General features: G+C 57.9%; 10 protein-coding genes. 4 read left to right on the top strand and 6 right to left on the bottom strand.

What is annotated here, in order from left to right; translation table 11 throughout:
* The first annotated feature begins 572 nt into the window (after positions 1 to 572).
* Both E4M07_RS25695 and E4M07_RS25700 read left to right on the top strand, forming a co-directional pair.
* Positions 573 to 773 carry a hypothetical protein gene (locus tag E4M07_RS25695; protein WP_136661286.1) on the top strand — a complete coding sequence of 67 codons (201 nt, stop codon included), beginning with the start codon at positions 573 to 575 and terminating at the stop codon, positions 771 to 773.
* Positions 774 to 795: 22 nt separating this feature from the next.
* A complete protein-coding gene (locus E4M07_RS25700; RefSeq protein ID WP_169054395.1) occupies positions 796 to 1,713 on the top strand; it encodes a LysR family transcriptional regulator in 918 nt (305 codons plus the stop codon).
* 69 nt (positions 1,714 to 1,782) lie between these two features.
* On the opposite strand, the gene E4M07_RS25705 is transcribed toward E4M07_RS25700, so the two are convergent.
* From E4M07_RS25705 to E4M07_RS25725, 5 genes are all read right to left on the bottom strand, one after another.
* Positions 1,783 to 3,513, bottom strand: a complete 1,731-nt coding sequence (locus E4M07_RS25705) for a glycosyltransferase family 4 protein (RefSeq protein ID WP_169054396.1) — start codon at positions 3,511 to 3,513, stop codon at positions 1,783 to 1,785.
* Complete coding sequence (locus E4M07_RS25710; RefSeq protein WP_136661289.1) at positions 3,510 to 4,631, bottom strand: glycosyltransferase family 4 protein; 1,122 nt, start codon at positions 4,629 to 4,631, stop codon at positions 3,510 to 3,512. The genes E4M07_RS25705 and E4M07_RS25710 overlap by 4 nt, the downstream gene beginning before the upstream one ends.
* Before the next feature lie 116 nt (positions 4,632 to 4,747).
* Positions 4,748 to 6,556 (bottom strand): NAD(P)/FAD-dependent oxidoreductase, encoded by a 1,809-nt coding sequence (locus tag E4M07_RS25715; RefSeq protein WP_136661290.1) that lies wholly within the window; start codon positions 6,554 to 6,556, stop codon positions 4,748 to 4,750.
* A gap of 623 nt (positions 6,557 to 7,179) precedes the next feature.
* The gene (locus tag E4M07_RS25720; protein ID WP_136661291.1) at positions 7,180 to 7,815 is read right to left on the bottom strand and encodes a hypothetical protein; all 636 of its coding nucleotides are present in this window, start codon (positions 7,813 to 7,815) and stop codon (positions 7,180 to 7,182) included.
* Positions 7,816 to 9,103: 1,288 nt separating this feature from the next.
* Positions 9,104 to 10,342 carry a calcium-binding protein gene (locus tag E4M07_RS25725; protein ID WP_136661292.1) on the bottom strand — a complete coding sequence of 413 codons (1,239 nt, stop codon included), beginning with the start codon at positions 10,340 to 10,342 and terminating at the stop codon, positions 9,104 to 9,106.
* 448 nt (positions 10,343 to 10,790) lie between these two features.
* Here E4M07_RS25725 and E4M07_RS25730 point away from each other — a divergent pair, with 448 nt between their 5' ends.
* Complete coding sequence (locus E4M07_RS25730) at positions 10,791 to 11,525, top strand: helix-turn-helix domain-containing protein (protein WP_169054397.1); 735 nt, start codon at positions 10,791 to 10,793, stop codon at positions 11,523 to 11,525.
* Positions 11,526 to 11,803: 278 nt separating this feature from the next.
* On the opposite strand, the gene E4M07_RS25735 is transcribed toward E4M07_RS25730, so the two are convergent.
* Entirely contained in the window at positions 11,804 to 13,111 is a 1,308-nt protein-coding gene (locus E4M07_RS25735; protein WP_136661294.1) for an IS256 family transposase, read from the bottom strand.
* A gap of 110 nt (positions 13,112 to 13,221) precedes the next feature.
* Between E4M07_RS25735 and E4M07_RS25740 the strand changes: the two genes are divergently transcribed.
* On the top strand, positions 13,222 to 13,677 hold the full coding sequence (locus tag E4M07_RS25740; protein ID WP_136661295.1) for a GIY-YIG nuclease family protein: 456 nt from the start codon (positions 13,222 to 13,224) through the stop codon (positions 13,675 to 13,677).
* The last annotated feature ends 31 nt before the right edge of the window (positions 13,678 to 13,708 follow it).

Here is a 13,708-nt window from a genome sequence, read left to right on the forward strand (position 1 = left end):
ACACGCGGCACCGCCCGCCGGGCGCAATCCGCCAGCAGACCGGACAACAGATCCGCCGCAACACCGCAGACACACCCGCCGCGGACCGCCCGTACGGCCCGCCACACCTCCGCCAGACCCGCGAAAGGGCGAAACGAAACCATAGGCAAACGCCGCAAACGCCCCGGAACAGACACCACACCCAACAGGAAAACAGTCACTGTGTCATTCAGGCAACAGATCCGACGCGCAACAGCAACGCGGCCCTTCAAGACCCGCAAGTCCCGCCCGGCAAACGAACCCTGCCGGCAGCATGATCCCGACGCCCCTATGAGGCCCCGCACACCGACCCGTGTCAAACCGACCGCGATCCCGACGTCATCCGCAAGGAACAGAGACCTCAAACCCCGCAGGCGAATATCATCCGCTGGGCATTGAGCGGTGGCGGGAATATGCCTCGAAATTGCAACAATCGTGATGCACGCTGTGCCTGTGACGCGATGTCCGCGGCTCGGCCGAAAAGGACCGCGCGGCGTCGACGGATACCGGGCCGTTCCGGCAACGGGTTTGTGAAGGCAGAAGGAAACGGGGCGATGGCACTGACCGGCACGACGATGGTCTTCAACGGCGCAAGGGACGGCTTCGTATACGTCCCGGCCCGCAAAGGCGCGGCAAAGGCCGCCCTTGCGCAAGGCCGGGGGTGCCGGTCCGACCCGGCACGGGCGCCGCTCGGCAGGCGGCGGCGGGCCACCGGCCTGTTGTTCATTGCCGAACAGTCCCGCGTGTCGGACTGATCCGCGGGACCGCGCGATGCGCATGCATTGTGTAAGATATTTTCTGGCCGTTGCCGAGACGCTGAATTTCACGCGGGCCGCGCAACAATGCCGCGTGAGACAGCCGAGCCTGACGCGGGCCATCAGGGAGCTGGAGGAGGAACTGGGCGGCGCCCTGCTTTGCAGGGAGCGCTCGCATACGCACCTGACCGAACTCGGCCGCTCGATGCTGCCGCTCCTGAAGCGGTGTCACGCCAGCGCCCTCGACGCCAAGGCCCTGGCCGAAAGGCGGTTGCGCGGCGAACAGGCGCCGTTGAGGCTGGCGATTTCGCACACGGTCTCCATGGACCTGCTTGCAGGGCACCTCATGGCCTTGAACCGCAAGTTTCCCGCGCTCGAGATCGGCTACCTCAGGGGCACCGCCGCCGAAATCGTCGACCGGCTCGAGAAGGGTGAGGCGGAACTGGCCATCGCGGGACCGCTCGGCGCGGACCGGCGGCGTATGCACAGGCTTGCGCTGTTCGATGAGGACTTCGTACTGGCCGTCAGCGAATGCCACCCCTGCGCCGGACAGGCCATCGAACTTTCGCAGCTGCGCGACGTTCCGCTCATGATCCGGCCCTATTGCGAGAACCATCCGGACATCGCCGACCTGTTCGACAGGGCCGGCATCGATCCCGGCAAGGCTTGCCATGTCAGGCAGGACAAGGATGCGATCGCGTTCATCAGCGCCGGCCTGGGGGCATGCGTCATTCCCGAAAGCGTCGGCGCCGGCCGCGGGATCCGGACGGTCGCGGTCAGCGGCATGAAGCTGAAACGAAGCGTATGCCTCTACGCGCCCGCGGCAACCGAACGCACCCCCGCCGCCGCCGCCCTGACGGGCCTGCTCTGTTCGGCGGACTGGAAGAGCGCCCGGCGCCGCACCTTCCAGCACCGCACCGCCCGCATCGCGTCATCGTGAACGCCAGGCACCAGCAGTGGATGCACCTCCTGCAAACTCCCTGCAATTCTGAGACTTCACCGGAAAATTCTAACCGGCAACGGTCCAAGCATGGGGTTCATAACTCAGGTCGTTTCCTATACCGACCAGATTGTATTTGAGCATCCAGCAGAGTGAAAAACAGAGCTTTTCTTTGTCCCATAACGGGTGGCGGTCGGCGACGGCGCCAAGATTAATGGGAACGTCTTCCGCGAGCGCAGTAATAAGTTTCCTTATCTCTTTTAGTGGCAAAAGCGAAAAGGCAATAGTGAGATGAGAAATGTTTTGCCATAATGTATCCAGCAAATCTTCGGCATTCTCATTGACCCAGATAATTTGAGCGTTGTCCGAAATATGGTGATTTGCAAAGTCGCCGTAAACGACAAAAGGATTGAGTTGACCCGGATAGGAAACTTTCGCTATGTTGCTCGACCGAAAAGCTTCTTGACGTATGTCTTCCAGGTTTTTCCACAGATCCTGATATTCTCTGATGATTTTAGCCCAGTCAAAGCGCTGCTCGGCGTCATGGCGCGCCTGCCGGCCCATCTCATCTCGTTTGTCTTTATCGGCAATCATCTGCTCAATGGCGGCGGCGCATATTCTTATATCAACACCAACCGTTTGGCTGAGTGAAGCAACCGTATCGGAAAAACTGTCAATTTGAAAAATTGACCGCCTGACATGTCCTGCTCCGACGGTTTGCGGCGGCATCGTCGTGGGGATCACATAACCTGTCCTGGCGTCGGCGATATTTTCCTTAAGGGCGCTCCATTCGCTCACGATACAGGGCAAACCTGCGGCCATCGCCTCGACAACCGTCATACCGAAGGTTTCCTGCATATTATCGGAAAGAGAGATAAAGTAATCTGCCGCATACCAACAGTCACGGGAATCAAACGGGTCATTTCCGTTCAACCAGTGAATTTTTGCTCTGGCGCAGAACTTTCCAGCAAGATCCTCGTATTCCTGCTTCAGGATGGAATTATTGAACTGCCCGACAATGATAAGGTGGACTGGCGTGTCGCCCAAACGCTGCGCCGCCTCTTCAAAGGCCATGAACATTGGCGTGGGGTGCGATTTCGACAGAAAATTCAGGCGCCCGAAATAAAGCCCGACAACGGCGTCGTCTGGAATACACAGCCTGCTCCGCAAAGAGCGCCCGCCTTCAACTTTTGAGGACGTTTTTTCAAATCGCGGCAAGTCGACGCCGATCGGGATAACGGGCGTCTGAAAATCCGGCTCAATCTTGGCGTTGAAACGATCCTCATAATAGTGGGCCCAGTCCTCCATGATACTTTTAACGGTTTTTTTGGCGATCTGCGAAGTGCAGACAATTGCGTCCCATGGCTCTACCGGGTCCGTCACAATGCTCTGCAAACCGACGACGACTTCGCCCTCAGAGAGGGTGTGCGTGATACCGCAAAGGCTATAGGCGCTCGCCCGCCAGGATCGGCGCATCCAGGCCAACCGTCCCAGCAAAGGATCCGGCCAAAATACGGTGCCGGCATGATGAAGGCTATAAAGATCGTTTACATTAATATCATAGGTTGTGAAAGGCGCTTCACGGAACGAGGCGATTTGACCCCGGAATATGCGATGCGCGTCGACATCCGAGGTGACGCATAAAAAGTCGTTGCATCCCGAATGCCGCGCAAATGCAGCCAGAAACTCTCGGCCGGCCGACTGTCGGCCGAGAATATTTTCTGTTTGAACGCCATAGGCTTCAGGAACATAGCATATGGCACAGTTCCTACTGTCATAAGGCTCTGTCCAGCGTTTCATATGCGTCCAATCGCTTCGCGCAACTGAGATTTGATTTCGTTCAGACGCCGCACAGCGATTACGGCACCTTGCCGCCAATCCCACTTCTCGCGTATGGATTCGGACTCGCTTAACGCCTTTTCTTTCAACAGCCGTTTGTTTGCAAACATATACTTCATAATGTCGGCAAGGGCGTTGATGTCCGGTGACGCCCATTCCCCATAATCGCCGTCTTCTCGCTCAAAATGCGGCAGATCAAAGGCGTTCAGCCGCTCAATCTCATAGGGTATGTGCAATGCGTTCCGGTCTGTGACATAGGCCGTTTGACCGCTGTAACGGGTTATGGCCAGGGGCAGCCCGCAGGCCATCGCCTCCAAAGCCGGCAGCCCCCACCCTTCCGCGCGCGAGGGATATATGAAAGCATCGCAGGATCGATACAGATCCGCCAATAGGCGATGTTCCAGCAATGGCTGCACCGGAATGACGTTTTCCCGATTGCGGAGCGTCAGATTTTCGATGAATTTGACGCTGCAGAAACCAGGTATATTGCGATTATGGCAGGCGATGATCAATTTTACATTGTCGTCGGGGGTAAAAGCCTGATCAAAAGCCATGAGGAGTTCGCAAGTCGCCTTTCTGGGTTCGGCCTTTCCTACATGCAGAAATTTATAATCATTGATCGATTCCAGGAAAGGAACGCCATTCCCTTCCGGCTTGAATACAGCTCCGTTCACACCTTCAGGGATGACAATGATCTTTTCCGGCGCGATGGCGTTCTGGATTAAAATCTGACGCCCCCATTGCGTCGGCGTCCATATTTCGTCGGCTATCGCCAGAAAATCGGACCAATTGTCGGGAATGACCGTCGACTCCCATATCGCATAGCATATTTTATAGGCGTCACAGGATTGAAAGTAGCTGAGAACCGAGGGATGGCATACAAGGAGAGCAATATCATCTTTCGTATAGTCTGCAGAAGAAAGCCGCTCAACAATGCTGTCTGGAGAAGATCTAAAAAAATCAATGAATTCGATTTCTCCATTATATTTTTCCTGAATGGCGCGGGAAAACTCCCTGCCGTGGATATGATATCCGCTCGCCTTCTTTCTGAGAGTTCCGAATATGCTGACCTTCGTCATTGATTCTTTCGCTGTACTGATTCTTTAGCCCCATACAAAGATTGCATACAAACGGAAAGCCGGCATGCATGGAAAGGATGCATGCCGGCTTCCGTACAATTTGCCGATCAGATCGTTTACAGTGGAAAATAATTATAAAACGGCTGGGCTAGAGCGTTCGACGGGTTTTTGGCGATTTTCTGTTCCCCGCCCAGAACATTGATCACTGCCGATGCTGCATTCAGCCCTGTCTGCAATGCGCCTTCAGCCCATCCGCCCGTCCAAGAGACACAGTCGCCAGCGATAAAGATCTTGCCTGTATTGGTAACCCCGTACGATGCTCTGGTGAAATCCTTGAACATCGTGTTCACAAAGGGATCCTGCCCCGGGCGTGCCAGAGTGAAGGCGCCAAACTGATTGTCGGTGCTCTGCCAGTCGATGGACTGAAGGTCTTGGTCAAGATTGCCGGTAAAGGGCTTCAACTGGTCTGCATAATCAGGAAAAGGACTGTCAGCGGTGATTTCCCGTACGGTTTCCACGAATAGATGGTAACGATCAACCGCCGAGAGGGCCTGTGTCTTCACCGCATCATCTTCCCACGTATATGTCAGCAACACCACGCCGCTGCTGCTCGGGTCCGTATTATCGTCATATTCCAGCGTATAAACTTGTGGAACCTTGGTATCGGAAAGAAGATTTCGGGGATATTTGCATCCTTGTATATTACCGGGGATGCGCCAGAATTTTCTGGTTCGCAGGAAAAGTTTTGTGGATGAGATTACATGGGTACGGTTAATCGCCTCGGCGACGGGAGCTGTGACTACAGTGGCGTTTGGCGCCTGACCGACCGGCGGATATTGCGAAAGGCGCAACCCCATTTCCATGGCCCGCGTATTGGTTGCGACGATAACTGCATCAAAATATTTCTTTTCGCTACCAAACGTCACATAGGGGCGACCCTGACGTTCATCATATTTGACTTCATCAACATGCAATCTGTCGTAATATATACCTCCGGCCTGCTCAAATAGGCTAACGAATTCGTCGCACAGCGTTGATATGCCGGCGCGTACGAATTGCTGATCGGTTTCCAGCGCGTTGGTTAGAAGCCTGAAGATATAGAGGAAACCGATATTGTACAGCGGGCCGAAGCCGCCAGACCCTATTCCCAGCGCGCCAAATCTGGTGAAATCCATATCCGTCCATTCTTCTTTGCCGGGGATCGACCATTCGGCGTTTTTTGAGAAAATTTTGCGCAATCCGCTATACCAGCTGTCATTTTCAAATTCATTAATGTAGGCTTGCCATTGCGTAATTACCTGGTTACGGAAACTGCTGTTGTTGGCAGAAAGCCTGAGACGTTGCTTAAACCATCCGGGGGATTGTAGAACCGTTTCACCGTTGTGATCCGTTATCCCGTTTTGAGTGAGGGCTCTAAAGCCGTTTGATACAATGTTGAAGTCCTTTGTCGGCGGTGTTTCGGGGTCCATCCAGACCACTCCTTTGCCTTGAAAGGAAACCCAGGTGGGTTCTTTACCGGGATCGGGAAAAGTCTCATCCGTTTCTATTCCAAATCTTGAGAAGTAATGGTACAAAACTTCCTCGGTTGGCGGAAAACGCATAGCGCCCATTTCAGCGATATCATTTGTCTTTGCGCCATTTTTCATAAAATGCTTGCTGTAAAGACGTCCGCCATTATGGTCCTTTGAATCGTTAAATAAGATGACGTTGTATCCGCATCTCCGAAGTTCATACGCGGCGCAGCATCCGGCCGGCCCGGCGCCGACAATGCCGACCTCTTTTTTGTCGCCTACAGTTCCGATTGGCGCGTTATCGTCGGCCTTCAGCCAGTCTGAATAGACAAAATTGGGCGTATCGACATACGCCTGCACGACATCATTAGCCGCTTCCTTTGTGGTTCGTAGGTTTGGAATAAACGTAACCATGGCTGCCTTTAGCTCCCTTATCTTGCTTGCCAAATAATCGCTTAAGAACGGATGTTTAAACTTCAGGCGGCATGAGAATTGTCTGTAGAGAGCCTCTCAAACCATTCTGTTCCGCGGCACGGCATCATCGAACGGCGCATCACGCGTGGCAGGCTCATTGGCGTCCGGGTCCTGAAATCCATCGCACCACTCGAATGAACAGGCCGACAAGCACGGCCAGCGCCACAACGAAAACCAACAATGTAAAGAGCGCTTCAATTCCAAATGATCCCACTTAACTTTCCTCCTCAGGTGTCTGGTCGCGTCAGGACTTCTGTTCCTCGACACTGCATCCATCTGCCCGGTCAGGGAGCCGCGCGGCGGAAAGGCCCATCCGGTTCAGGCGTTGCCGGTCCCGGAACCTCGTGACCGGGCCGCGCCAGCGAAAGCCATCGCACGCATCGTTCATGCACCTCCCGCATTTTGTCGTCACCTTCGGGTATCATACCTCCCCGCGAATGCGGCTATGAAACGAATAGGCAAGCGTGCCGCAACAGACGCGCGGAAACCGGGCCGCAAGGATGCCAAACGCCCGGAGCCGGTCTGCCCTTTTTTAAAGTCCCATTTTTGGCTCGAGCCGACCGTCAGGGGACCGCGCCCTTGTCGGACACCGTGTTCCCAGTCACCGCGTGTATACCGTGGCGGCGCGCCGCGATCGTCCCGCGCGCATCGACCGTCACGGAACCGCCATCGCCCGAGGACGAGGCAAGGATCCCGTCGGAACCGGACCCCGTCGTCGTGATCGTGCCGCCCCTTTCGTGCGTCACCGCAACGGCCCCCGCCGTCGTCGAGCCGCCCCCCGCGGCGACGGCCGTGGACCACACGTGAATGCCATGCGCACCAGTCCCCTTCGTCGCGATGTCTCCCTCCGCCGTCACCGTCACCGCAGCCGACCAGGCATTGCTGTTGCCGCCGCTGACCCTGAGCTTGGACTCGGCCTTGATGCCGCCGCCATCCGTGGTGTCGATGGAGAACTGCCCACCCGGACCATCGGTTGTGTCGACGACAACGGTAACGTCGCCCCGGGGCCTTTCGGCGCCCGTGTTGCCGTCGGAGTTGACGACCGTCCCGCCTTGCGAGATCGTGCACTGGCTGTCCGCGGGCACGACCTGCGCGCGCGCATCGCGGCCATGGCCCGCCGCCATCGCCATGCCCATCGAGAAAGGAAGATGCCTGCGTCGCGCATTCCCACTCATCCCGTCTGTTGCCTTCCCGGTCATCTCGTCCGCTCCTTCGCTCGGGTCTCATCCGCTCCGCTGCCGCCCGCGAAAAGCAGCGCCGCGCCAAGATGCCGGCCAGCCCGGACAGCGGCGGCGCATTCGCGTCACGGGAAGTGTTGCCCCGAGGAATGTGGCTATGGAATGAATAGAGACTGGGATCGTGCCTTCACGGCAGACTATGCGGCATCGTATGGCGGGCCGAACCGGGTGTGGATCAAGCCGCCGGCACGCCTGTATTGCCAGAACGCCTCTATTGAAAGGGATTGCGGTATGCGCGGCCGGCGCCGGGACGAAACCGGCGCCGTTCAACGCGAGGCTCCCGGCGCCAGCCGGACCAGAACAGAGCCGGCCCGGGAGCTCTCGTGCTCCCGGACCGCGATACGCCGGACCGTCAGGCCATTGCACAGGGGCGCAACACAGAACGTGTTGACATCGTCATCCGCGGGCGTTCGAGAATGTTGGGGGTTTCCCGCGGACGATGTGCGTGTCGCCTGCGATTCGCATACCGTGGTTCGTTAATGACACATGCAGCGCATTCGCCGGGCTATCGTTTTGATTCTTGCGCGGCATCCGCCTGCGCACCGGCCGTGTCCTTCGCCATGACGGCGGCCCTGCGGATACCGCATCAGGCTCAAGGCGCGGCCGGAACATACGCAAAGCACGCCCGCGAGAGCCATGTCCAAACCGCGGAGTCCAAAGCGCGGAAGCACGCGGTTTCAGCAGCAACCGCCCTCACATCCGCAGGTCACGTGCAGCGGACCGAAGGGCCTGCCGCAATGACCGTGCTCCGTCGCCATGGCAGCCGCAAGATGGCAGCCGCAAGGCGCGTACCGGGTCCGGGTGACATCCCGGCCGGTCCGGCTGATGCCGCCATCGATTTCACGGTCATCCTCCCGGAAGCGCCTTGCGGCCTGAAAGGCTGTCTCGACGCCTGTTCCGCACGTCCGCCAGGAACCTCCGAACCCGGATCCGGTGTCAGCCTGTTCGCCTATCCGGGCCTGCTGCCCCGGCACGGCCGGCGGCGTCGGGAATACGCCTCGAAATCGCGACGCCAGATCATTGGGCTGAGCCGAACTTTCAGATCCCGGGCGAAGCCCGGGGAACCGCCGCCGGAAGAAGGTCGCCAACAATTGACCCCCGGCTTTTTGTGCTCTTCATATGCCGCGCGCCACAATTCGCGCCTTCACCGCTTCCGACCGGACCTTTGCTCCCGCCACAACCCGCAAAATGAAGCGCATGGGCCGGCGGCACAGGCGCCCGCAAACCTCCCGAAGGTCCAGCCGGCCGTTCAGGCGAGGAATTCGAAATCGGCATCGGTAAGGGTTGACACGGACACGCCTTGCAAGGTGACGGTGCCGCCGTTGTTACCGTCGCCATAGCTGATGACGGTGTCGGCACCGTCCTGCTTGATGGTCAGCCCCGCAAACCCGCCGGAAACTCCTCTGAACTCGATCGTGTCGCCCTCCTCGAAGTCGGTGATGGTGTCGTTCCCGTCCCCTGCGTTGAACACGAAGCGGTCGGCATCGCTGCCGCCTGTCAGCGTGTCGTCGCCCTTGCCGCCATTCAGCGTGTCGGCGCTATCGTCTTCCTGCCCCACGATCGACAATATAGAGTAGCCCCAAAGGACATCGTCGCCGTCGCCGCCGTTCAGCGTGTCGGCACCGTAGCCGCCCATCAAAACGTCATTGCCGTTGCCGCCATTCAGCGTGTCGGCACTGCCGCTGAACCAATTGTCACCGTAAAGTTCGTCGTCTCCGTCACCACCGTAAATGGTATCGGTGCCCAATCCGCCATAAAGTTTGTCATTGCCGCCCTCGCCATAAAGCGTGTCGTCGCCCTTGCCGCCTTTAAGGCTGTCGTCGCCGTCGCCGCCGTAAAGGTGGTCCTTGCCGTCATCCCCGTAGAGGCTGTCGTCGCCTGATGTGCCGCGCTGCGTTTTGAAGTCCGGCGCCTGCTGCTGTGCGCCCGTACCGGTCGTCTGAGTCTGCGCCTCGCCGGGCGCCTGCCGCTGGGTGCCGGGCAGGGGCGTATCGCCGTCGTTGCCGCCGTCCCTGTCGCCGGCGCCCTGGACGCCCCGGTCGCCATTGCCGGGCGCCTGCTGCGTCTCGGGCAGCGCGAAGTCGTCCGCGCCGAGCGTTGACGCCGTCACGCCCATCAGCCGGATGCTGTCGCCGAGGGTGCCGTAGCGGATGACGGTATCGTCGCCGTCCTGCTCGATGTCCAGCCCGGCGAACCCGCCGGAAACCCCGTCGATGCTGATCGTGTCGCCGTCCTCGAAATCGGCAATGGTGTCGTTGCCGTCTCCCGCCGCGAACGCGAAGGTGTCGGTGCCCCTGCCGCCCGTCAGCCTGTCATTGCCGGTACCGCCATTCAGCCTGTCGTTGCCCTTGCCGCCCCGCAGCGTGTCGGCGCCGCCGCCGCCCCAGAGCCTGTCGTTGCCGTTTTCGCCGGAAAGCTTGTCAGCGCCTTCAGTTCCTACGAGCGTGTCCGCAGCATTACCGCCATAAACTGTTTCGTCGCGTGCCATGTTTCCTCTCCCGTGATCGCGTGTCGTGTACCGGAAACCGCGGCCGCAACCGGGGTTGCCGCCCGCGCCCAGTGCCCCAGTGCCGCACCGTGTGAACCGGCGGTGTCCGGATACCTTGCGTGCCGGATACCTTGCGTGCCGGATACCTTGCGTGAAAGTGTACCCCCCGGGGTGGATGTGGCTATGGAATGAATAGGCAAACGCGCCGGACCGGACCCGCGAAAGGGCGGAACGAAAGCGGACTGGACACACACACAGGCTGTGCCGATGATTTCCGCCACAGGGCACCCAACGGGGCAGGACTCTGCGACAAGCGAAGCTGCTTGCAAACCCGATGGGGCACGGTTCGGAAAAGCGGATAAACCATGCCTATGGAAACAATCACTCCGATGGTTGTCCGTAAATCATAGTTATGAATCCCCATGAGCTTGTTCAAAAGGTGCGTGCAATGGGTAACTCTGAAGCAGCCAGTGCCAGCGGGAGTGCTCCGGCGAATGGTTTTCAGTTGCAAAATGCACAGGCGGTATCGGAAACCGCGATCGAATTGGAGATCGCATTGAGGGAGTTGCAAAATGAAATTAAGGCCCGCGGGTTTCTTGTATGTCGCGTAAACCTTCTGGGTGTTTCTTCGAGTTGTGGCCCTAATTTCATTTGCGGCAATCTCGATAGTACTATGGTGAAAGATGTATCACCACTGGATAATGCTGCCACATTGCACATGAGACGCTCATTCCTGCCATTTAATTGGTCAAGTAGAAGTGGCGAAACTTGTGCCCGCGGGTTATTTCTGAACCCTTTGAAAACCGGTTCGTACGAAGTGTCAGGACTGGGGTTTCCTGCCGTGCTTGGACGGATTGCGACCGGTTACTGTTTATTCTTCGGGCAGGAACTGCACATTTCCAATCACAGTATTTTTGAAGTTCATCAAAGGACCTGTGAAATTGTAAGGAAACTTTTTTTGCTGGACAGAGCGCAGAGCGCACGGCAAAGCAATCTCTCAAGCCGGGAGCGATCGTACCTACAACTCGTGGCAAATGGATTCAAGAGTGAGGCGATTGCCAATGAGATGGGTGTGTCCGTAAACACAGTGAATTCTTATTTAATTGATATTTCAAAGAAGCTTAACGCCAACTCCAGGATGCACTCAGTATCCATTGCAATTCGGTTTGGTCTGATCGTATAGCACCGAGGTGGAAATGCGAACAAAAAACCAAATCCTTGATGCACTTAAGAGCCTCGCGATCCGATCGGGCACCACACCAGGACAGGGGACTTTTGAGCGCGAGACAGGCATCCAGCGTCATGAGTGGCATGGGAAACACGGTTGGCGAAAATGGGGCGATGTTGTTGCTGAAGCGGGTCTTGAAGCAAACTCCCCGCCGACGAGGTTTTCCGAGGACCAGCTTTGTGAAATGCTCTATTTGCTAGCTGAGGAGTTGGGGCGGTTTCCGTCTATGGCGGTCAAGTCCGAGAAGTGCTGGATATTTTTTCGGAGTGCTTTTCCTTTGAGGTGGGTTTGCCGAGGCCGATCTGAGCCTCGTACTCCTTGTCGAGCTCGGCCCTGACGGCGGCCATCTGGCGGCGCTCGAATTCGGTTATCCGGATTGCCTTCCAGCGCTCGGCAGCGCGTGTCATGGCGGCGAACATCAGTTTGAGCACCGGTTTTTCGCCCCAGGCGTTGGGGATGATCTTCAAGCGCCGGCGCTCTTCGACGAACAGCCTTTCCAGCAGGTTTGTCGTGCGGACCGCCCGGCGATGGGTGACCGGTATTCTCAGATGTGCAATGCAGGCCTCGAAATCATCCATGAAGCAGGCAACGGCGCTGGGCAGCTTCCTGTCGTAATCGGCCACCAGTCCGGCAGCCAGGTCACGGGCAATGGCACGGCTGGGAGCATGATAGGCGGCTGTGGCCCGGGCCTTGAAATCGGGCCACAGATCCTCCGGAACCTTGGCCGCCAAGTTGCGCATGCGGTGCGCCAGACAGCGTTGACGCGCCGAGCGCACGAAGCAGGTCTCTATCGCCTTGACAATGCCTGGCGCGCCGTCCGAGACCACCAGCAGCGGATCGCCAAGGCTGCGGCCGCGCATATCCTGGAAGAATGCACTGACGGTCTCGTGGTCTTCCTTCGAGCCGGCCATCAGATGCAGCAGAACCTTGCGGCCTTCGCCGGTAAAGCCCCAGGCCGCAAGCTCCGGCTCGCGTTTCTGACCCGGCCGGATGCGCTCGGCAACGCCGTCGACGAACAGATAGGCGACGTCATATTCGCACAGATCGCGGCCGGCGAACTCCTGGTAATCCGCCCACAAGCGCTCGCCGATCTCCGACACCGCCGTTCTGGACAACAGCAGCCGTCCCTCTTCGTCCCTGAAGGCAGCCTCGATGTCGCGCACCGAAAGGCCGCGCGCCAGCATCTCGACCGCCAGGTCCTCCAACGCTTCCGAATGACCCTTCAGATGCGCACGCAACTCCGAACGGAACGGCGCGGCCGTGCCGGCAACCTGCGGCGCCGAAAAGTCGATCGCCCCTTCCGCCGTCTTCAGCCGGCCGCGCCGAACGCCATTGCGATAACCGTCGCCCAGACCGGCGCCGTGCTCATAGTATTCCCGGCCCAGAGCATCGCGAACCTCGGCCTCAAGGCCTTCTTCAATGATCAGCCGCGTCGCAAGCTTCACAAGCTCGCTCCTGGCGTTGTCAACGCGCAAGCGTTCGTCGATAAGGTCATTCAGAGCTTCACGTGTGCACTCGGATGCTGGTAGTCTCCTGGTCATGGAGGTGCCTCCCGTTGTGGGCCGGCACACAGGCCGAACCCGGTTGAGATGATTCACCTCAAAGGATGCACCTCCTGCAAATTCCCAGCAACTCTAAGACTTAACCGTCTATGGCTGACATGAGCATCGAAGGCGACAAATATCCCAATTTCCCTGCACGCCAGACGATCACAAAGCGACTCGGGACCGAACATGAGCGCGCAACGGCAGTGCTTCATTGGGCGGAACGACGTTGCTTTGAGGGCAGGACAGTTGAAATATTTCGTGGAAGATCCAAGACACGTGAAAGAAGACAACTTACGCCCTCCATGACCGGATGGGTCTATCTCATGAAGCAAGGCCGCTACCACAAGCTGGGAAAGACGAACGACCCGGTCCGTCGCAGTAAAGAACTAGGAATACAAGCGGCCGAAGAAACGACGCAAGTTCACGTAATCAAGACCGACGACCATGATGGTATCGAAACATACTGGAAAAACCGTTGGAAGAAGCTACGTCATCGCGGCGAGTTCTACAAACTACCGCACCGTGAAGTTGTTTCTTTTCGGCGAATGAAGCACTTTTAGGCCATTTTTGCAGGTGGACATCTGCCCCCGC

Source organism: Nitratireductor sp. XY-223 (genome assembly GCF_004959855.1).
Taxonomy (GTDB): domain Bacteria; phylum Pseudomonadota; class Alphaproteobacteria; order Rhizobiales; family Rhizobiaceae; genus Hoeflea_A.